Origin of the sequence: Kineothrix alysoides (assembly GCF_000732725.1) — a bacterium.
GTDB lineage: Bacteria > Bacillota > Clostridia > Lachnospirales > Lachnospiraceae > Kineothrix > Kineothrix alysoides.
Map to the genome: position 1 here is coordinate 1,571,395 of NZ_JPNB01000002.1, position 21,682 is coordinate 1,593,076.

At 44.5% G+C, this 21,682-nt stretch carries 17 protein-coding genes; 15 read left to right on the forward strand and 2 right to left on the reverse strand.

The window, feature by feature from the left end:
* Positions 1 to 94 precede the first annotated feature (94 nt).
* The 11 genes from treR to CC90_RS0118300 all read left to right on the forward strand — a co-directional run bounded on the left by treR (position 95) and on the right by CC90_RS0118300 (position 13,171).
* The gene (gene treR, locus CC90_RS0118250; protein WP_031392152.1) at positions 95 to 817 is read left to right on the forward strand and encodes a trehalose operon repressor; all 723 of its coding nucleotides are present in this window, start codon (positions 95 to 97) and stop codon (positions 815 to 817) included.
* A 92-nt stretch (positions 818 to 909) separates the two neighbouring features.
* The gene (locus CC90_RS0118255; protein ID WP_031392153.1) at positions 910 to 1,668 is read left to right on the forward strand and encodes an ABC transporter ATP-binding protein; all 759 of its coding nucleotides are present in this window, start codon (positions 910 to 912) and stop codon (positions 1,666 to 1,668) included.
* A complete protein-coding gene (locus tag CC90_RS0118260) occupies positions 1,643 to 2,566 on the forward strand; it encodes a SufB/SufD family protein (RefSeq protein WP_031392154.1) in 924 nt (307 codons plus the stop codon). The genes CC90_RS0118255 and CC90_RS0118260 overlap by 26 nt, the downstream gene beginning before the upstream one ends.
* Before the next feature lie 148 nt (positions 2,567 to 2,714).
* Positions 2,715 to 3,839: an ABC transporter substrate-binding protein gene (locus CC90_RS0118265; RefSeq protein WP_031392155.1), complete on the forward strand. Its 1,125-nt coding sequence runs from the start codon at positions 2,715 to 2,717 to the stop codon at positions 3,837 to 3,839.
* Positions 3,840 to 3,971: 132 nt separating this feature from the next.
* Positions 3,972 to 5,084, forward strand: coding sequence for an ABC transporter ATP-binding protein (locus tag CC90_RS0118270; RefSeq protein WP_031392156.1), 1,113 nt, complete (start codon positions 3,972 to 3,974; stop codon positions 5,082 to 5,084).
* On the forward strand, positions 5,077 to 6,735 hold the full coding sequence (locus CC90_RS0118275) for an ABC transporter permease (RefSeq protein WP_031392157.1): 1,659 nt from the start codon (positions 5,077 to 5,079) through the stop codon (positions 6,733 to 6,735). The genes CC90_RS0118270 and CC90_RS0118275 overlap by 8 nt, the downstream gene beginning before the upstream one ends.
* Before the next feature lie 61 nt (positions 6,736 to 6,796).
* Positions 6,797 to 8,497, forward strand: coding sequence for a sensor histidine kinase (locus CC90_RS0118280; protein WP_031392158.1), 1,701 nt, complete (start codon positions 6,797 to 6,799; stop codon positions 8,495 to 8,497).
* A 31-nt stretch (positions 8,498 to 8,528) separates the two neighbouring features.
* Positions 8,529 to 9,302: a response regulator transcription factor gene (locus tag CC90_RS0118285; protein WP_031392159.1), complete on the forward strand. Its 774-nt coding sequence runs from the start codon at positions 8,529 to 8,531 to the stop codon at positions 9,300 to 9,302.
* Positions 9,303 to 9,398: 96 nt separating this feature from the next.
* On the forward strand, positions 9,399 to 10,223 hold the full coding sequence (locus CC90_RS0118290; RefSeq protein WP_031392160.1) for an HAD-IIB family hydrolase: 825 nt from the start codon (positions 9,399 to 9,401) through the stop codon (positions 10,221 to 10,223).
* A 73-nt stretch (positions 10,224 to 10,296) separates the two neighbouring features.
* The gene (locus tag CC90_RS23345) at positions 10,297 to 12,024 is read left to right on the forward strand and encodes a methyl-accepting chemotaxis protein (protein ID WP_081906051.1); all 1,728 of its coding nucleotides are present in this window, start codon (positions 10,297 to 10,299) and stop codon (positions 12,022 to 12,024) included.
* 166 nt (positions 12,025 to 12,190) lie between these two features.
* Positions 12,191 to 13,171: an ArsR/SmtB family transcription factor gene (locus tag CC90_RS0118300; protein ID WP_051869771.1), complete on the forward strand. Its 981-nt coding sequence runs from the start codon at positions 12,191 to 12,193 to the stop codon at positions 13,169 to 13,171.
* A gap of 111 nt (positions 13,172 to 13,282) precedes the next feature.
* Here the strand turns inward: CC90_RS0118300 and arfA are convergent, their stop codons facing one another.
* Positions 13,283 to 14,791 (reverse strand): arabinosylfuranosidase ArfA, encoded by a 1,509-nt coding sequence (gene arfA, locus CC90_RS0118305; protein WP_031392163.1) that lies wholly within the window; start codon positions 14,789 to 14,791, stop codon positions 13,283 to 13,285.
* Between the two features lie 20 nt (positions 14,792 to 14,811).
* Positions 14,812 to 16,752, reverse strand: a complete 1,941-nt coding sequence (locus CC90_RS0118310) for a glycoside hydrolase family 127 protein (protein ID WP_031392164.1) — start codon at positions 16,750 to 16,752, stop codon at positions 14,812 to 14,814.
* Positions 16,753 to 17,290: 538 nt separating this feature from the next.
* Here CC90_RS0118310 and CC90_RS0118315 point away from each other — a divergent pair.
* The 4 genes from CC90_RS0118315 to CC90_RS0118330 all read left to right on the forward strand — a co-directional run bounded on the left by CC90_RS0118315 (position 17,291) and on the right by CC90_RS0118330 (position 21,610).
* Entirely contained in the window at positions 17,291 to 18,259 is a 969-nt protein-coding gene (locus CC90_RS0118315; protein ID WP_031392165.1) for a glycoside hydrolase family 43 protein, read from the forward strand.
* A gap of 20 nt (positions 18,260 to 18,279) precedes the next feature.
* Positions 18,280 to 19,752 (forward strand): glycoside hydrolase family 43 protein, encoded by a 1,473-nt coding sequence (locus tag CC90_RS0118320; protein WP_242843334.1) that lies wholly within the window; start codon positions 18,280 to 18,282, stop codon positions 19,750 to 19,752.
* 65 nt (positions 19,753 to 19,817) lie between these two features.
* Positions 19,818 to 21,326 carry an alpha-N-arabinofuranosidase gene (locus CC90_RS0118325; protein WP_031392167.1) on the forward strand — a complete coding sequence of 503 codons (1,509 nt, stop codon included), beginning with the start codon at positions 19,818 to 19,820 and terminating at the stop codon, positions 21,324 to 21,326.
* An 11-nt stretch (positions 21,327 to 21,337) separates the two neighbouring features.
* Positions 21,338 to 21,610, forward strand: a complete 273-nt coding sequence (locus CC90_RS0118330; protein WP_031392168.1) for a DUF6171 family protein — start codon at positions 21,338 to 21,340, stop codon at positions 21,608 to 21,610.
* Positions 21,611 to 21,682 lie beyond the last annotated feature (72 nt).

Here is a 21,682-nt window from a genome sequence, read left to right on the forward strand (position 1 = left end):
GACCGCGCTTATATCTTTCCATTTCTTGACTTCCTGCTGTTATGATTTATAATAAGTAGAAAATGAACCATGGTAAAGGAGAGAATGAGGATTTATGCCAAAGGCTATATTTCAATCCATTTATAAGGATTTAAAATCGAAAATTGAAAGTCAGGTGTACCCGTTCCAGCAGCTTCTTCCTTCTGAAAATATGCTGGTGGAGTCCTATGACTGCTCCAGAAATACGATAAGAAGGGCAGTTTCCATGCTGGCGGAGGAAGGCTATGTGCAGTCTCTTCACGGTGTGGGGGTCCGGGTGATTTATCAGCCGGTGCGCCAGACAACCTTTACCATAGGAGGAATCGAATCCTTTAAGGAGTCGGCGCTTCGAAACGGCTGTGAACATTCCACCAGGGTGGTGCAGTTTACCGAGCTGGTGGCGGATGAGCATATTCAGGCGAAGACCGGCTTTGCGGCAGGTTCCGAGCTGTATTATATACAGCGTGTCAGGTATCTGGATGGAAAGGCGCTGATTTTCGATATCAATACTTTTTTGAAATCCGCAGTTCCGGGGCTTACGGAGGAAATTGCGGCTCATTCTATTTATGATTATATCGAAGACGAGCTGGGTATGTCCATCGTGACCAGCAAAAGAATCATGACGGTGGAGAGGGTCACGGAAATCGACGAGAAATACTTGAACTTGAACGACTTCAACTGCTTGGCCGTTATCAGCAGTCAGACCTATAATGCGGACGGGCAGATGTTTGAGTTTACACAATCCAGGCACAGGCCGGACTATTTCTGCTTTCAGGACACGGCCATAAGAAGACATTAAACTGTAATGATAATCTTTATCAATAATTTTCTATATAAATAGACGCAGGGTAACAGCCGTGATAAAATAGGATGTTGCAGGAGGATAAAAAGATGCTGGAAGTACGGAACTTGGCTTATGAAGTCGTGGAGAACGGCGAGAAAATAACGATTGTGAAAGATATAAATTTTTCGGTTGAAGATGGAGAGATGCTGGTTATCACCGGGCCGAACGGAGGGGGAAAGACCACGGTGGCTAAGCTTTTGATGGGTGTGCTGAGCGCTACCGGCGGGAAACTGCTTCTGGACGGGGTGGATATTGCGCCTATGGCTATCGACGAGAGAGCGAAGGCCGGAATCGGATACGCATTCCAGCAGCCGCCTATCTTTAAGGGAATGACCATACGCAGGCTTCTTAACCTCGCTGCGGGGGAGGAGCTTTCAGAGGACATTTGCTGCGAGCTGCTCAGCAGTGTCGGCATGTGCGCCAGAGAATATCTGGACAGAGAGGTGGATGCCACGCTGTCCGGCGGAGAGCGTAAGAGAGTGGAAATCGCCACTGTGCTGGCGAAGCAGCATAAGCTTTGTATTTTCGACGAACCTGAGGCGGGAATAGACCTCTGGAGCTTTTCCATGCTCGTAAAAGAATTCGAGAAGATTCACAAAGAGAAAAAGGAGACGCTCGTACTCATTTCCCATCAGGAGAAAATTATCCGCATGGCAGACAGAATATTGGTCATCAAGGACGGAACGGTGGATAGATGCGGTGCTGCCGGGGAAATCCTTCCGCTGCTTTTTGGCGGGGAGGATAGCTGTGCGTGTATAAACAGAAAGGGAGGAAACGGTTATGGAGTTGGATGCGATAACAAATAAGGTGCTTGATGCCATCGATACCAATGGGTTCAAGCAGCAGGGAGCTTATAACCTGCGCTATAACGGAGCGGCTCTCTGCCACGGGGACAGCGAGAATATCAGGATCAGGAGAAAAGAGGACAAGCAGGGAATCGATGTCTATATAAGCAGCAAGGCACAAGGAGAGCAGGTACATATTCCGGTTGTAATCTCCCAGTCCGGCATGATGGATGTAGTTTATAATGATTTCTATATAGAAGAAAGTGCGGATGTGGTCATCGTGGCAGGCTGCGGCATTCATAACAGCGGCTGTAATGAAACGAGACACGACGGAATTCATGCTTTTCACGTAGGGAAGAACGCTAAAGTAGTATATGAGGAGAAGCATTACGGAGAAGGCGAGGGTACCGGAGAGAATATACTCAATCCTGTGACTCAGATATATATGGAGGAAGGGTCGATGTTCACGCTGGATACGGTGCAGATTCGAGGTGTGGATTCTACGAAGCGTATTACCGATGTGGATATGGGGCCTGAGAGCAGGCTGTTCGTGATGGAGAAGCTGATGACTCACGATAAACAAACCGCCGTTTCCAATATGGAGGTAAGGATGAACGGAGAAGGAAGCTCGGCGCAGATCATATCCCGTTCCGTGGCGAAGGGAACCTCCAGCCAGACCTTCCACCCGAGCGCGGTAGGTAATGCACTTTGCAAGGCCCATGTGCAGTGCGATGCTATTATTATGGATCATGCTCACGTATGCGCCATTCCGGAAATAGACGCTCACGATGTGGATGCACAGATTGTTCACGAGGCAGCCATCGGAAGAATCAACAATGAGCAGCTTTTGAAGCTTCGTTCCTTTGGAATGAAGGAGGAAGAAGCGGAAGCGGTCATCATAGATAATTTCTTACAATAACCTATAAACATAAAAAATGAACCGCAGGAGAAAAACTGCGGTTCATTTTTTCGGATATTTTTACGGGATTTTAGGTTTTTTACAAATCGAGGATATATTATTATAACATTACAAGGTACGAAGTGCCTGAAAATAAGGAGGGTTAGTGATGAAAAAGAGAATGGTAGCCATTTTTATGGCAGCGGCTATGACAATGGGGTTAATGGCATGCGGAAACACAACTTCGGAGGCAACAGTGTCTAAAGCGGACACAGAGACGAAAGAAGAAGTAAAGGAAGAAGTAAAAGAAGAGAGCGCGCCTGCAGAAGCGGCAGCGACGGAAGCTGAGACGGAAACGAATAAGTTGTCGGGTGATTTAGTTATTTATTGCCCCCATCCGCTGGAGTTTATCAATCCTTTGGTAAGTGAATTTGAAAATCAGACGGGTGTAAAAGTAGAAGTGGTAGCGGCTGGTACCGGCGAACTGCTGAAAAGAGTAGAATCTGAGCAGGGAAATCCTTTGGGAGATATTTTCTGGGGCGGTTCTTTATCGACGATGATGCCGCAGATGGATCTGTTTGAAAATTATCAGTCCATAAATGAAGAGTTCGTACAGGAAGGCATGAAAAATGCAGAAGGGCCTTTAACGAGATTTACCGATATTCCCAGTGTAATCATGATAAATACCGATTTGATTGGCGATATCGAAGTAAATGGTTATGAAGACTTATTGAATCCCGAGTTAAAAGGAAAAATTGCACATTGCGATCCGTCCAAATCCTCATCTTCCTATGAGCACCTGATCAATATGCTTTATGCTATGGGAAATGGAAATCCGGAAGATGGATGGGATTATGTGGATAAATTCTGTCAGAATCTTGATGGTAAGCTGCTCAGCGGTTCTTCTGCAGTTTATAAGGGCGTAGCGGACGGAGAATATGTGGTTGGGCTCACCTTTGAAGAAGGTGCTGCAAAATATGTGGCTGACGGAGCTCCGGTAAAAGTCGTTTATATGGAAGAGGGCGTTATTTCCAAGCCGGATGGGGTATACATTATCAAAGATGCCAAGAATATGGATAATGCAAAGGCATTCATTGATTTTATAACGGGAAAAGATGCGCAGACCATCATTGTAGAACAGTTGAACAGACGTTCCGTAAGAACGGACGTACCTGCCCCCAGCTATTTAATGCCAAAAGAAGATATCAACATCATTTATGATGATGAGAATCTTGTAGTTGAGAAAAAGGAAGAATGGCTTACTAAATTTAATGATATTTTCACGAATTATTAATAAAACATAAGTTGTAAGCATTTAAAATCATTAGTAATTCAAAAACACCTGAATAGGAAAAAAGGAGATTGAAAGAAATCTCCTTTTTTCATAAAAGAAATTAAGAGGCTGAAACGGAAAGAAGGAAATAAAATGAGCGTTGCTATCAATGTAGAACATGTTGTAAAGAAATATGATGACATAACAATCATTCCGGATATGTCAATACAGATTAAAAATGGGGAGTTTTTTACTTTGTTAGGGCCTTCGGGCTGCGGGAAAACAACCTTGCTGCGAATGATCGCAGGATTTAACTCCATAGAGGGCGGAGAGATTAAATTCGGAGATAAAGTGATTAACCATATTTCCGCTCATAAGAGAAATATAGGTATGGTTTTCCAAAATTATGCTATTTTTCCGCATTTAACGGTAAGACAAAATGTCGAATATGGTTTAAAACTTAGAAAAACCAATAAACAGGAAATGAAGAAAAAGGTGGATGAAATACTGGAGGTAGTAAAGATAACGGATTATCAGGAACGGCTGCCGGAGCGGTTGTCGGGCGGGCAGCAGCAGAGAGTGGCGCTTGCCAGAGCGATTGTCATTCATCCCAGCGTACTTTTAATGGATGAACCGTTATCCAATCTGGACGCCAAGCTCCGTGTGGAAATGAGAGGAGCAATCCGGGATGTTCAGAAACAGGTGGGAATTACGACCGTATATGTAACCCACGACCAGGAAGAAGCACTGGCGATTTCGGATAGAATTGCGGTAATGAAGGATGGTGTGATTCAGCAGATCGGTGCGCCGGAAAATATTTATACGAGACCGTATAACCTTTTTGTATCTACCTTTATCGGACATTCCAACAGCTTCCGCGGAGTGCTTGAGAAGAAGGAAAACGCGGTTTATGCAGTCTTTGAAAACGGATACAAAGTAGAAATGACAAATTTGGTGGAAGAATGTGAAGACGGACAGAAGGTAATCATTTCGGTGAGACCGGAGGAGTTTTGTCTGGGCAGTGAAGGGATTGAAGCGGAAGTAAAAGAGAGAACATTCCTGGGGAAATATGTAAATTATGTAATGACATTTACAGAGGAAGCGTCTAAGCAGCCGGAAATCGAATTCAGTCAGGATGTGGGTCAGGCAGAAAAAATTATAAAGTGTAAGGAAAGAGTGAAGCTGAAAGCGAATCCGCAGAAAATCAATATTTTTTCGGAGGATGGAACGAAAAGTCTTATAAAGGATGTGATGAGGTATGAGTAAGAAAAAAGGAATAAGATTTGATTTTTGGACAGTTGTTACGATAGCAGTTGTATTGATATTCACGGTATTCCTTGTTTATCCGCTGTTTTCGCTGTTTTTCAGCGGATTCAAAGATCCATCCAGCGGTGAACTGACACTTGCCAATTTTGCAAAGTTCTTTTCAAAGAAGTATTATTACAAAACGCTGGGGCACAGTTTCCTTGTAACAACATGCACGACGGTCCTGGCAGTGCTGATAGGAGCGCCGTTAGCTTATTTGACAACATCATTCAAGGTGAAGGGAAAAGGAATCATCGATATACTCGTTATTATTTCCATGCTTTCTCCTCCGTTTATCGGTGCTTATTCGTGGATTGTTCTGGGGGGACGCAGCGGTGTGATCACAAAGTTCTTCGCAAATGTATTCGGTGTGGAAACGCCTTCCATCTATGGGTTTGGCGGGATATTGCTGGTGCTTACCTTGAAATTATATCCTTATATTTATCTTTATACTACGGGGGCGCTTAAAAAGGTGGATGCTTCTTTGAGCGAAGCAGCCGAAAGTCTGGGGTGCAATGCGGTGCGTAAAGTAGGCACCATCGTACTTCCGCTTATTGCTCCGACTATTTTGGCCGGTTCCCTGATCGTATTTATGAATGCCCTTGCGGACTTCGGTACGCCGATGCTGATCGGAGAAGGGTATACGGTAATGCCGGTGCTTATTTACAATGAATTTATAAGTGAAATGGGCGGTCATGCAAACTTTGCAGCAGCGCTTGCGGTTATTATGGTATTGATTACCGGGGTAATGTTTCTGGGTCAGAAGTATGTGGTCAACAGGAAGTCCTTTACTATGAGTTCTCTTCGCCCGATACAATCAAAAAAGCTAAAGGGTGTATGGAATGTGATTATGCATATATTTATATATTTTGTGGTGTTTCTTGCGATCATACCTCAGATTACGGTTATTTATACCTCCTTTAAAGCGACCAACGGGGCAATCTTCGTAGCCGGTTATAGCCTGGATAGCTATAAATCCATCTTCAGAAGCTTAGGAACGGCAATAAGAAATACATATCTGTTCGGATTAATAGCAATAATGATAGTGATTATATTATCTATGCTTATCGCTTATATTACGATTCGAAGAAAGAGCGTGATTTCGAATATTATTGATTCTATGACAATGTTTCCGTATATCATTCCGGGCTCTGTTCTGGGAATTACCTTGCTTCTGGCATTTAACAAAAAACCGATGTTATTAAGCGGTACGGCATTTATTATCATATTGGCATTTGTAGTAAGACGTCTGCCCTATACGTTAAGGTCGAGTGCGGCGATCTTATATCAATTGAGTCCCAGTATGGAAGAAGCGGCAATCAGTTTGGGAGATTCGCCTTTTAAGACCTTTTTCAAAGTAACAGCAGTAATGATGATGCCGGGAGTGCTTTCAGGGGCTATTTTGAGCTGGATCACGATCATTAATGAATTGAGTGCTTCTGTTATTTTATATACCGGGGGAACGAGGACGATGTCGGTATCCATCTATACGGAGGTTATCCGTGCAAGCTATGGTACGGCGGCAGCTCTTTCGAGTATTTTGACTCTGACAACGGTTGCTTCTCTTCTCATCTTCTTCAAGGTATCGGGTAAGAAAGAGGTCAGTTTGTAATGGAATAATAAGGTTCTATGGTATACTGTAAGCATAAGACGCTGAGGAGAAGGGTATACGTATGGAAAAAAATAAACCTGTATCATTTAAAGATAATATGTATAGGATGTTCCTGCGGTATGCGGTGGCTCCTGCTTTTGGTATTGCGTTTGCCGGCGTGCTCATTACGTTTGGCTTTTGGGGATATTCCACTATCGATATTACCAAAAAAGCAAATGAGGATATTGGAGGAAAGATTGTACGGACTATAGAAGGCTATGAACAGGCTCTGATCTTGATGGAAACATGCAGCGATCTGGTCACGAAGCCCATAGATAGAGTGACACGGGTGTCAGTTTTTGAGGACGTATATAAACTTTCCAACAAACTGGGATATAAAGCGAAGATATATATCTTTAATAAAGACTATGTGCCTGTCATTATGAGCAACCAGGAAGTGCCGTCGTATTTAAAAAACGAATCCGTTGCAAACTGGGGAATCTTCCGCTTGATGAACAATGACAAGGATGCGACAGCGATCAAGGTGATGCAGGATATGGAAGGTCAATCTTCCAGCCTTCTTATCGGGAGAACGATAAAGGACGGAAAAGAGGCGGTCGGTTACGTTGTTTTTTCTATCGACAGCTCCGAGTTTCAGGTATTATTGACAAAAGTATCTTCTCAAACAATTATCGCGGATACTTATGGCTGGATATACTTGGCTAATAATTATGATTTTTCCGATAATCTGGATCGTATGAGCAGAGAATTTGAAACACAGGAAGGCTATATCAAATGTAACGGTAAAAATTTTTATATGGAAAGCTCCTCTATGATGGATGACAGGCTTCGGATTTATACGGTATCGGACGTAAGCAACCAGTTGGCGGCCTTTAAGTGGGTCGGGCTGCTTCTGACGATGATGTTCGTGGTCATACTTTTCAGCCTGCTGAAAGGAGCGGATAAAACTTCCGCAGAAAGTACCAGAGACATAGATATTATTGCGAATGCTTTTGAACAAGTGCAGGAAGGCAACCTTGACAATTATATTTCGATATGCAGCAGCAAAGAATTCCAGACAATCGGGAACTCTTATAATTTGATGATCGATAGCTTAAAGGAGCAGATAGAAAAGAATAAAGAGATGATCGCACATATGGCGTTTGCTCAGATAAAGCAGTTGGAATCTCAGATAAATCCGCATTTCCTATTCAATACTTTGGAAAATATACGGATAATGTGCAAGCTGGATACGGCAAAAGCAGATAAAATGATCGTAAATCTGTCTTCAATCCTGCGCTATAGTATAAGCAATGCGGAGGAGGATGTGACGGTACGGCAGGATATGAAGAATACGGAGCAGTATCTGAGTATTTTAAAGATGCGGTTTAATCGCAGGTTCCGGTATAGTGTCGATATAGAGGAGGAGGTCATGGACCTCGCAATACCCAAGCTCCTTATTCAGCCGTTAATTGAAAATGCTATTAAATACGGGTTTGGAGATAAAGAAGTCCTGACAGTGAAAATCAGAGGATACAAAGACGGAGACAATCTGGTTTTTATATGCAAAGATGATGGAACAGGAATTGAAGAAGAGACATTAAAAGAACTGAAGCATACTTTGGCAAGCCCCAAGAATAGAAGCAGCCATTTGGGACTTTATAATATTCATAAGAGGATCAATCTGAAGTACAAAGGAAATTATGGAGTCGCGATTGAAAGCGAGCCGGATAAGGGGACCACACTCACCCTGACACTTCCGGTCTATAGAAAAAGCAACTGAAAATAAACGGGAATGAAAGAGGCGGGGCAATATGCTGAAAATAGTGATTGTGGAAGATGAAGATATTATAAGAAAAGGACTGGCGTATACGATCGACTGGGTGAGTATGGGATATGTAATCGCAGGGGAGGCCGCCAATGGAGAAGAGGGGCTTGCGCAAATACGTGCTCTGCATCCGGATGTCGTCATTGCTGATATCAAAATGCCGAAAATGGATGGAATTACCATGCTGCAGGAAGCGTTGAAGGAAACGCGCTTTAAGAGCCTGATACTGACCAGCTATGCGGAATTCGAATTTGCCAGAAGAGCAATCTCTCTGGGTGTTACAGACTATATTTTAAAACCGGTGGATGAAGAAAAGTTAGTGGAAACAATGAAGCTGCTGCATTCGGAAATCATGAAGGGCAAAGAAACAGAACTTGCTTTTGAAAATAAGGACAGCAGTCTGGATTTGGAACATTATATAGAATTGGCACAGTTTCAAAATCAATATGTAATGGGGGCCATTGAGGAAATACGCAAAAACTACGGCGAAAAAATCAGCATAGAAGCGGTTGCGGAGGATATGGGAATCAGCGCCAGCTATTTGAGCAGGAAGTTCAAGGACATTACCGGACACACCTTTCTCGACTTTCTGAATAAATACAGAGTGCAGCAGGCGGTGAAGCTGCTGAATTCAGGACAATATAAAGTTTATGAAATATCGGACATGACAGGATTCAGCGATTATAAACATTTTTGCAGCGTATTTAAAAAATATACGCTTAAATCGCCTACCGGTTTTACAAAACTAAGAGACGGATAAATTGTTACGAAGAGGATAGTGTGAAAAATAAATTTTTCACACGCGGATTTGTGCTTGCGTCTAAATTCGCACACATTGAAAACATAAAGGATTAATATGGGCAAATATAGCGGAAAAATATTATTAAGTGATTTGGATGGAACTTTACTGAACTCAGAAAATAAAGTGAGTGAGGAAAATAAAAAAGCAATCGGTACTTTTGTTGAAGAAGGAGGGAAATTTGGGATCGCGACGGGCAGAAGCCTGACAAATGCCGCTGCTTTCCTTGAAGGAGTGAGGATAAACGGATATTGTATTCTGGCCAACGGAGGACAATTGTACGACTATGACAAGAAGGTGTATCTGGAAGAATTCGGAGTTCCCAGAGGCGAGATTATGCCATTTTTAAAAAGGTGTATCGATGAGAGGCCGCGGATAGGCGTACAGGTCTATGCTAAGGACATGAGCTATATCGTTTCGCGTGAAGAATATGCGGATCCGTGCGTCGTAAAAGACCACTTGCCGGTGATTTTCGATTCCCTGGAAAATGTGATGGAAATGGAATGGATAAAGATTCTTTTTTCGGGGAATGAGGACGAATTGAGCTGGCTGAAAAAGGAGTCGTCATATTTGGAGGAGCGTGCCAGCGTAGACCGGGTCCGGTCGGCAATAAATTATTACGAATTCCTTCCGGTAAGAATAAATAAAGGTTCCATGTTAGTGAAGCTCAGACAATACATAAATGACACGGATGTTATATATGCAGTGGGGGATTATTATAACGATATTGATATGCTCGCGCAAGCTGATGTAGGCATTGTGACAGAAAATGCACCGGATGCCGTAAAAGAACATGCGGACAGGATATGTGCGGACTATAATAACAGTGCGATTGCGGATGTCATTGCTCATATGATAGCGTGTGCGCCGCACGTGCTGTAATATATATGCAATCGCTTTGGTCGCTGCAGGTATAATGTCCATAAAAACGGAAAAAAGGGGGTGCTGTATATAAATGAGAACAAAGAAAAAACAGAATAGTAAAAGTGTGAGCAGGAGACTGCACGCTATATTGTTGAGCTCAATGGGACAATTGGCAGCAATATGTTTTGTATTGGTTTGCTTTATCATTATAATGACTGCCTTGAACCGGCAGGTTTTTGACAGGTATGGTACGGGACAGGGAAAGGCCGGAACGGTAGAGCTGAAATTCAGCGCGCTGCATGAAGAGGTCCGCTATCTTGTGTTTGAAACAAGAAAAGGTGAACAGGAAGAGGATATGGCGGAGATAGAGGGCACTTACGAGGAGCTGGTTGGCAGTGTGTATGCGTTACACGATATACTGCAGGGTAAGGAAAATGAGGAGCTGTATGTAAGTGTAGCTGCGTTAATTGAAGACTATAACGGTATTATGGGACAGATCATAGAATACGAGAAGCAGGGAGGGAAATATAATTCCGAAAAATTATATAATAATGAAGCGAGCTCATTAGCAAGAGAGATGAAAGGATTAATGGAACAGCTTTTTTATAATATGAATGCCTCGGCCGGTCATTATTATAAAATGTTTACGGCAGAAAGTATTCTGGCAGTTATTGCCGTTATAGGATTGAGCATATTTATAGTAATCTATTCATTAAAAAAATCAGGAAAAGCGATCAGGGACATTTGCATGCCTTTGGAAGAACTGACGATTTGTTCAGAGGAGATAGCCAAAGGAAATCTCCATGTTTCCATAAAAAATAACGGAGACGGAGAAATAGGCATTCTGGCAAAAAGCTTGGCCGAGACTGTGAAATCACTGAATACATATATAGAAGATATATCAGGAAAACTTGGTCATATCGCAGACCACGACCTGACGGATGAAATCGCATTGAAGTATGAAGGAGACTTTGAGCCGATAGGGAAGTCCCTTATTGAAATTCTCCAATCTTTAAACGATATATTTTCCCGGATAGATGCTGCGTCGGACGAAGTATATGCAGGAGCATCTCAGGTGGCGGACGGGGCACAGAATCTGGCACAGGGAACGTTGGTTCAGAGCGGACTTATTGATCAAATAAGGGCGGAAGTAAAGAATATATCAGGTAAAGCAGATATTAACAGATGCTTGTGCGAAAAAGCCGGTATCGTGACGCAGCAGACGAAGGTTTTTGCAGAGGATGGAAAAAAGAAGGTCGAAGAGCTGATTGTTTCCATGAAAACGATAGACAATACGAGCGACAAGATTTCCAAAATATTACAATCCATTAATGATATTGCGGGGCAGACGAACCTGCTGGCGCTGAATGCAGGAATTGAAGCTGCAAGAGCAGGAGAAGCCGGCAAAGGTTTTGCAGTGGTGGCAGGAGAGGTATCCAGACTTGCGGACCGGTGCGCGGCAGCAGCCAAGGAAACGGCAGGAATGATAAAGGAGACCCGAGAGGCTGTGGAGAGAGGGAATGAGGAGACGAGAAAGGCGGGAGAGTCCATACTGAAAATGCTCGAGAACATTGCCGATATAGACAGCTCGGTAAAGGAAATCGGGGAAAGAACGGGGGAACAAGGAAATGCCATAGGAGAGATTACGGATAAGATGGAGGATATCATAAGAATAGTAAATGATAATTCTTCCACGGCAGAAGAAAGTGCGGCAGCCAGCGAGCAGCTTTTTGTGCAGGCAGAGCTGTTAAAAAATACATTGAAGGGAATTGAGCGAAAAAGTGACGTTACTGTTCACTCCGTTCTCAGCAACGCATGATTTCTGCAATGCAAAATTTTTGCATGTAAATTCGCCTTTCCTACTTGTACTTATTAACTTGTATTACTTTTATGCAGTAATTATTGACTAATTTTTCTAAACTGATATAATAAAATGTGTATTATTTTAATTTTATCTAAAATTTATTAGAATATTGGAGATAATTATGCTACATATTAAATCGTTGGATGAAGGACTGGATATTTTTAAGGCATTGGGTTCTGAGGTCCGAATAGAAATTATAAAAATCCTTTTAGAAAATCATGGAATGAATATGAACGAGCTGGCAAGCAAGCTGAACATTACCAATGGTGCGCTCACCAGCCATATTAAGAAGCTGGAGGACTGCGGACTGATCACTGTGTCCAGCGAATCGAGAGGACATGGCAACCAGAAGAAATGCTCTGTGCATCTGGACAAGATATTGATCGATATGGATTCCCAGGAGGACTTCAAGAACGTATATCAGACCGACCTGAAGGTAGGGCATTTCTCGGATTACAAGGTATATCCTACCTGCGGGCTGGCTTCTAATACCGCGATTATAGGAGAGGTGGATGACACCCGCTATTTCGCCCATCCGGACAGGTACAATGCAGATATTCTCTGGTTCACGAGGGGATATGTGGAATATGTGATTCCTAACTTCATTCCTTTCGAACAGAAGATAGACCAGATAACGATATCTCTGGAACTGTGTTCGGAGGCGCCGGGAGTAAACGACGTATGGCCTTCGGATATTTCTTTTATACTGAACGATAAGAAGGTTGCGATGTGGACCAGCCCTGGAGATTTCGGCAACGTGGGAGGTATCTTCACGCCGGATTGGTGGTATCCGAACTGGAACCAGTACGGTCTGCTGAAAATTCTTGTTATCAATAAAAAAGGCACCTTCATCGACGGACTTCAGGTATCGGACGTATCCATCAAGGATTTCAATCTGGACTACCGCAGCACGATGAAGCTGAAGCTGGAGGTAGAGGACGACGCGAAGCATGTAGGCGGCCTGACCATATTTGGAAAGACTTTCGGTAATTATAATCAGGATATTTCTGTACGTATTAATTATAGCCCGATTATTGTCCCTGAGGCGGCGAAGCAGGAAGCGAGCAAAACAACTTTGGGATATGAGGCGGATGAAGTATAAACATATTATGTAATAGGGCACTTTCCTATTACATAAAAATATCCCCGGCAAAACGAAGATTTTCGCTTTGCCGGGGAATATATTTTGCAGCATTATTTCTTTGTTTGTATCTTATTTGCCAAGTCTGATAACGTTCCAGGAGCACTTTTTCATCGTTGCGGTAAAAGTGCCGTCCTTCAATTCGTAATCTGTCCTGTTTTTAGGAGAAACCTTCTCGCCCGTTATAGAATTGGTAACTTTCATATCGTCGTTTTCAAGAGCGAGGTATTCCAGTACACGGTAACCTTCGAAACATTTTACGTCAGCTTCGAACAAAGCGTCTTCTTTTACGCTGCGGTTTACAGCAAAAATGGTCACTTCGCCTTTTTCTTCGTTATATACGGCGATGGATTCTACGTCCGTAACATCTTCGTGAGTCTTGCTGTCGTGTTTGGTGGAATTCACGATGCTGTGAAGGGCTGTGCCTCGTCCGTATTTGGAAGCGTGAAGGAAAGGATAGTAAATTGACTGCTTCCAGGCGCCGCCGTCGTTCTCCGTCATGATAGGCGCGATTACATTGACGAGCTGTGCCAGACAAGCCATTTTCAGGCGGTCCGCATGCTGCAGGAAGGTAATCAGGATAAGACCTACCAGGATGGCGTCCTCGAAGCTGTAGATATCCTCCAGCAAATGAGGAGCTATCTGCCACGGGCGTTCCTTCATCTCTTCGCTGTCGCTTTCCGTGGAGTGAAACCATACGTTCCACTCATCAAAGCTTAAGTTCAGAGTTTTCTTGCTGCGCTTTTTCGCTTTGATATAGTCGCAGGTAGCGGTTACGGTGTGGATGAAGCGCTCCAGATCCTGAGTCTTTGCAAAAAAATCCTCCGTATCGTTTTCCGCATTTCCATAATAATTGTGAAGGGAGATATAGTCCACATATTCATAGGTTTCCTCTAAAGTTGCAGCTTCCCATTCGGGGAAGGTGGGCATTTCTATATTTGAACTTCCGCAGGATACCAGTTCGATGGAATCGTCCATAGTCTTCATGGCTTTTGCGGTCTCCGCTGCAAGCCTGCCGTATTCTGCCGCTGTCTTATGTCCCATCTGCCAAGGTCCGTCCATTTCGTTGCCGAGGCACCATGTCTTGATGTTGTAGGGCTTCGTTACCCCGTGGCTCTTTCTGAGGTCACTGTAATAGGTATTGGTATCCAGATTGCAGTATTCCAACAGATTCAGTGCGTCGGTGATACCCCGGGTACCGAGGTTGACTGCCATCATAATGTCGGAGCCGGCTTTTTCCGACCATTTCGCGAATTCTCCCAAGCCGAATTCGTTGGTTTCCAGTGTGCGCCATGCCAGATCCAGACGGGGCTTCCTCTCCGCCTTCGATCCTACGCTGTCCTCCCAGTAGAAGTTAGATACGAAGTTACCGCCGGGATAGCGGATGATTGGAACCTCCAGTTCCTTTACCAGCTCCAGAACGTCCCTGCGGAAACCATCTTCATCCGCTGTGCTGTGTCCGGGCTGATAGATACCGTTATAAACGGCACGGCCCAGATGCTCGATGAAAGAGCCGTACACGCGCTTGTCAACTTCTGCAATTTTAAAATCCTTGTCAATAATCATTTTTGCTTTTGCCATTTTTCGTTCCTCCTCTTAAATCATTGATTGTAATATTTTATCCAGACGGACATTTCTCCTGCCCTGCGGTTGTTCCAATAGCAGTAGGGAACAAACTTGAGGCTTGTCTCCTCGAAAGCAGGCGGAGTTTGTAAATATAGCCCTTGTCCGTCTTCGTTCATGGAAGAAATCCGTTTTCCCTTTGCAGATATGGTACATGTTCCGCCGAGTAAAGCGCTGTCATACTGCTCCTGCAAGGGTGCGGCGGTATTGATATAGATATTTGCCAGTTTATCGCCATTATCTTCCTCTTCAAGGCAATATACGAGAGGGCCTTTTTCGATGGCAACTTTTCCTGCGTCTGCCCTTACATTGGGATTCGCGTAGGTGAAACGGGCGGGTATGTCGAAGGTAATCTGAATATCGCTATCTTTGAAACAGCCCTTTAAATAAGCGTAGCCATCTTTAAATTCGGGCGATACCTCTTTGCTGTTGATTTCTATTTTATAGTTCAGTGCATAGGCGGGAACATGGAACGCGATAGTGGACTCGCAGCTTCTGTCCGAGGTCACGTGCAGGTTTACCTTGCCTTCGAAGGGGAAACGGGTGCTTTGGGTAACGGTCAATGTACCCTCCCCGGAAGTCAGGGCAGTCTTGCCCGAAACGAACATATTAACCCATAAATCGCCATCCTTCTGGAAGTATACGTATTCGCCCAGACTGGCAAGGGTTCTTGCGATGTTGGGCGGACAGCAGGCTACGCCAAACCATTTCTGGCGTACGGGCTTTACATGTTCCATGGATGTACGGTCGAGACAGTTGTCGGGCCATACTTCCAGCGGGTTCACATAGAAGAAACTCTTGCCGTCCATGGCGATTCCGGCGAGCACTGTATTGTACAGCGCTCGTTCCATAGTATCGATGTACTTGCCGTTCCTGGTAACCTGTGACATCCGGCGGCTGAACAGCGCGAGGCCGATGGAAGCGCAGCTCTCGCAGTAATTCGAATCGTTGGGAAGGTCGTAATCCGTAGTGAAGCGCTCATAGGCGCCGGAGCTTCCGATGCCTCCGGTTATATACATGCGTCTTTCTACGATGTTGTTCCACAGTCTCTCGCATGCATCCAAAAGCTCCTTGTCGTCATAAGCGGCAGCAAGATCGGCCATGGCACTGTACATGTAAGTAGCTCTTACGGAATGACCTTCGGCAGTATTCTGCTTCCTTACCGGTTTGTGACATTGGGAATACTTGGGCCAAAAAGCGTTTCTATCCTTGAAAATATCTATCCAAAGGGGATTCTTATGCTCCGAAACGAGATAGTTGGGTTCGGTACCTCTCCTATCGATAAAGCCCTTTGCCATATCCATATATTTCTGTTCGCCGGTCACCTCCGCCAGTTTGATCATCGCGATTTCTATTTCCTGATGTCCCGGTACGGCTTGTTTATATTCCTCTGTATGGAACACTTCACAAATTAAATCTGCGAATTTTCTCATGATACCCAAAAATTTATCTTTGCCGGTGACCTTATAGTAAGCAACGGCAGCTTCTAAAAGGTGGCCTGCCGTATACAGCTCGTGTCCCTCGCGCAGATTCTTCCAGCGGTGCTCGGGAGCGAGAACGGTGAAATAGGTATTGATATAACCGTCGGGCTGCTGAGCCTTGCCGATTAAGTCGATGACCTCGTCGGCAGTCTCCTCAAGCTCTTTGTCGGGCTGATAGGATAGGGAATAGGCTACGGCCTCCAGCCATTTGGCTACGTCGGTATCTTGGAATACTGCGCCTTCGAAGGTGCCTTCTTTTAAACCAGCGGCTACTTTGAAGTTCGAGATGCAGTGGCTTGGCTCGGCATCGGAGATACGGTCGTTGAGCGCTTCCCATTGGTAAGGGATAATTTGGCTGGTTACCAGATGGGTGTATTTATTCCAGAACGGGTCGTCCAATTGTGTGTTTTTTAAGGGGGAAAGTTCTAATTTTTCCATGTAAATACTTGCTCTCCTTTCGAAAAGTATTTTTTATATCATAGGGAGCGCCTTGAAGTAGTAAAGTGTGAAGGTGCTGCCTTTCAGGCAAACGATGCGCAGCTACGCGCGCGGAACAAAAGCTGTGCTGCCGAAATGCCTGGCTGCAAGAGCGCCTGAAGCACACTTTTGTTCTATAATAGGAAAAAGCCCCTATTACAGAAACAATGGATGCGCAGCTACGCGCGCGGAACAAAAGCTATGCTGCCTAAGTACCTGGCTATAAAAGTGCCTGAAGCACACTTTTGTTCTGCCTGAAATTTATGATAGTAATTATGGTGATGACTTGCTGTGATTATAGCATGTTACATGTGGAGAGTAAATAGAAAAGGAGATAATTATGTAAAGTAATTTTAATATATACAAATGAAAAAGGAGTGTTTTGTGGAGTATTTATGAAAAAAATAAAAAAATGGGTTGATTTATAGACATTAATTTTATATAATTTAGATATAAATAAAATAATTTAAATAAAAATAAATACAGGAGTGCAATGATTATGAGAAAGGGTAAAGGCAATATAGAAGCGATTTACAATAAACCTTGGATACTGCAAAGGGCGGATCCGTATGTATATCGGCATGAGGATGGAGCTTATTATTTTACATCATCGGTTCCTGCCTATGACGGAATCGTGATTCGGAAGTCGGATACGCTTGAGGGGCTGGCACAGGCCGAGGAGGTCGAGGTGTGGCATATGCATGAGAACGGGGTTATGAGTCATCACATATGGGCACCGGAGATTCATTATATAAATGGGGCCTGGTATATTTACTTCGCGGCGGGAGAAGCGGAGGCAGTTTGGAATATTCGGCCTTATGTGCTGGAGTGTAAGGATGCTGACCCGTTGACCGGTACGTGGACGGAGAAGGGGAAGATGGGGAGAGCGGATGGGGATGAGTTTTCCTTCGAGGCGTTTTCTCTGGATGCGACGGTGTTTGAGAATAAAGGGAAGTATTATTATGTGTGGGCGGAAAAGGTAGGGGTTGGCAAGCAGATATCCAATCTGTATATCGGTGAAATGGAATCTCCTTATAAACTTCGGACGGTTCAAGTGCTGCTTACTACGCCGGATTATGATTGGGAGAGAATCGGCTTCTGGGTAAATGAGGGGCCGGCGGTCATAAAGAAGAACGGAAAGATATTTTTGACATATTCTGCTTCGGAGACGGGAGTTGCTTACTGCATGGGAATGATGACGGCGGATGAAGATTCTGATTTGCTGGACCCTTTGTCATGGAGGAAGGAAAGAAATCCGGTTCTTCAGACGAAGGAGGAAATAGGAATTTACGGCCCGGGACATAATAGCTTTACGGTGGATGAAGAGGGTAACGATATACTCGTATATCACGCGAGAACGGAAAGCGAGATTGTAGGAAATCCGCTTTATAATCCCAACCGTCATGCGATGCTCATGAAGGTGAAGTGGAACGAGAACGGAATGCCGGTATTCGATTTCGGCAAATGAAAATAAGGGAGGTATGATAAGTGAAGCATGGGAAAAAGTTAGTATCGATTATGCTGCTTGCGGCGCTGACGGCCGGGTGTGGGCAGGCTGAGGAGAATTTTGACAACATTCCCCTTACATCTGCGAAGGGGACGAACATATTCTTTAAGAACGTTTCTGTTCACGATCCGTCTGTAGTGAAGTATGATGGAACGTATTACATATTCGGTTCTCACTTGGCGGCGGCAAAATCGGATAATTTAATGGATTGGACGCTGATAGGCAGCGGAGTAACGAAAGGGAATCCGATTATACCGGATGCCAAAAACGAGATGCCGGAAGCTCTTGAATGGGCACAAACGGACACTTTTTGGGCTCCGGATGTGATACAATTGGGGGACGGTAAATTTTATATGTACTACTGTAACTGCGAGGGAAGTTCACCCTTGTCCTGCTTGGGACTTGCAGTTTCCAATAATATAGAAGGGCCTTATAAGGACTTGGGGATTTTTCTGAAATCAGGCATGGTGAGCGAACCTAGTGAAAACGGCGACACCTACGATGCGACCAGGCAGCCCAATGTAGTAGACCCTTGCGTGTTCTATGATGCGGAAGGAAAGCTATGGATGGTTTACGGTTCTTATTCCGGAGGAATCTTTATACTGGAGCTGGATAAGAATACCGGACTTCCGATAGAAACGGGCTATGGCAAGCAGTTGTTAGGAGGAAATCATCTTCGCATCGAGGGGGCCTACATACAGTATAATCCGGAGACGGAATACTATTACATGTTCTTGTCTTTCGGCGGTTTGGCTGCAGACGGAGCGTATAACATAAGGGTATGCCGTTCGAAGACACCTGACGGGCCTTACTGCGACAGCCAGGGTCAGGATATGATCGAATGCGCAGGCCCGGACGGAAGCTTTTTCGATGACAGGGAAGCAGAGCTTTACGGAGTAAAGCTGATGGGCAATTATAAATGGGCTTGGCACGAAGGGGAGAACGGAGAGAAGAGGAAAGGAATCGTTTCTCCGGGACACAATTCTACCATTTATGATGAAGAAAGCGGGAAATATTTTATCATTTTCCATACCCGCTTCGAGAGCAAGGGAGAGAATCACGAGGTACGCGTACACCAGATGTTCTTTAATGAAGAAGGCTGGCCGGTAATCGCTCCTTACCGCTATGCGGGCGAGACTACAGGCAAGTTTGAGAAGAAAGAAGCTGCCGGTATATACAAAGTGATCAAGCATGGCCGTCAGATTACCACTCAGATGAAGGAGTCCGTAGACATTACGCTGCACTTTGACGGAACGGTGACCGGAGCTTATGAAGGAAGCTGGGAGCTGTCGGATGGGAACCAGCTGAAAATAATGCTGGGTGAAGAAAGCTATGACGGTGTACTCTGCAAGCAATACGATGAGTTCGGAGAAAAATATGTAATAGGCTTTACTGTGTTGTCTGAAGACGGCGTAGCCGTCTGGGGAAGCGGACTGGCAGCAGTGGAGGAATAAAGGATATATAATAGAAGAAACAATAGAAATGACATAAATAATAAAAGCGAAGGGAGAAGGTTGAAATGGCTAAATTATTTATTAATGAAAAGAACAAAAAAGGGCATATTAATGCTGAGATTTACGGACATTTCTCGGAGCATCTGGGACGGTGTATTTACGAAGGCCTGTATGTAGGGGAGGATTCCGAGATTCCCAATGTAAACGGTATGCGGAGGGATGTTGTAGGTGCCCTCAAGGAAATGGGAATCCCGCTTCTGCGCTGGCCGGGCGGTTGTTTTGCAGACGAGTATCACTGGAAGGACGGCATCGGTCCCAAGGAAACGAGAAAGAAAATGATCAATACCCATTGGGGCGGAGTGGTCGAGGACAACAGCTTCGGTACCCACGAATTTTTTGAACTGTGTGAGCAGCTTGGCTGTAAGACTTATGTAAATGGAAATGTGGGAAGCGGCACGGTTCAGGAGATGAGCGAGTGGGTGGAGTATATGACATTCGAAGGCGTATCTCCCATGGCCGATCTGCGTAAGCAAAACGGCAGGGAAAAGCCTTGGAAAATTGATTATTTCGGAGTGGGCAACGAGAACTGGGGATGCGGAGGCAGCATGACGCCGGAATATTATGCGAATCTATACAGAAGATTTCAGACCTATGTAAGGCAGTACAATGCGGACCGGCCGATCAAAAAGATATGCGGAGGAGCTAATGTCGCGGATTATTTCTGGACGGAGGATGTGCTGAAGACTTGCTTTGCACCGCCTCATCCCGATTTTATGCACGGCTACATGGATGGTCTCTCTCTTCATTATTATGTACATCCCGAAGGCTGGGAGGTCAAGGGAAGTGCTACGGACTTTGACGATAAGGTATGGTATAAGACGCTGTCGAAGGCGAAGTATATGGAGGAGCTGGTAACGCGTCATGGTGCGATTATGGATCAGTACGATCCCGGCAAGAAAATTGGCATGATCGTAGACGAATGGGGCTGCTGGTTTACGGTAGAGACGGGCACCAATCCGGGCTTCCTGTATCAGCAAAGCACTATGCGCGATGCTTTGGTAGCGGGCGTTACGCTGGATATTTTCAATAAGAATTGTGACAGGGTGCAGATGGCATGTATCGCGCAGATGGTGAACGTGCTTCAGTCCGTGATTCTTACGGAGGGCGAAAAAATGCTTCTTACGCCTACCTATCATGTATTCCATATGTACAAGCACCATCAGGACGCGGAGCTTGTGGAAAGCTTTGTGGAAGGAAATAACATCATCGGAGCAGAGGCGGAATATCAGGTGCCGCACCTCAGCGAGTCCGTATCCGTAGATGCTCAGGGCTATGTGAACGTTACAATAAGCAATCTGTCCATATCCGAGGGCGCGCCGGTGGAAATGGTATTTGCACAGCTTGAGCCATCGTCGGTTCAGGGAACTATTCTCACGGAGGAAGTGCATGCCCATAATACCTTTGAAGAACCTGACAAGGTGAAAGCGATTGAATTCACAGAATATACCATAGAGGGAAGAACAATCCGCTTTACTGCTCCTGCGTGCAGCGTAATCAGCTTCCGTGTTAAATAGGCAGAAAAAATATGGAAGAAAAACCAAGGCGCATGTGCCGGAAATGTCTCACTGCGGATATGGATGAAAAGGAATATTTCGAGAACCTTCATGCTTATATTGCCAACATGGATGAAGATATTAAGGCACAGCAATCTTTGTATGAAGAAAGGCTGGCCGTCTGCAAGAGCTGTAATCTGCTTGCGGACGGCATGTGCAGAGCGTGCGGATGCTATGTGGAACTGCGTGCGGCAATGCGAAAAAAGGCTTGTCCTTACGGAAAATGGCAGCTTGAAAAAATCTAAAATAATGAATTATTTTATTCATATAGTAAAAGCTAAAATATTTTAAAATAATATTGACATACATATTAATGT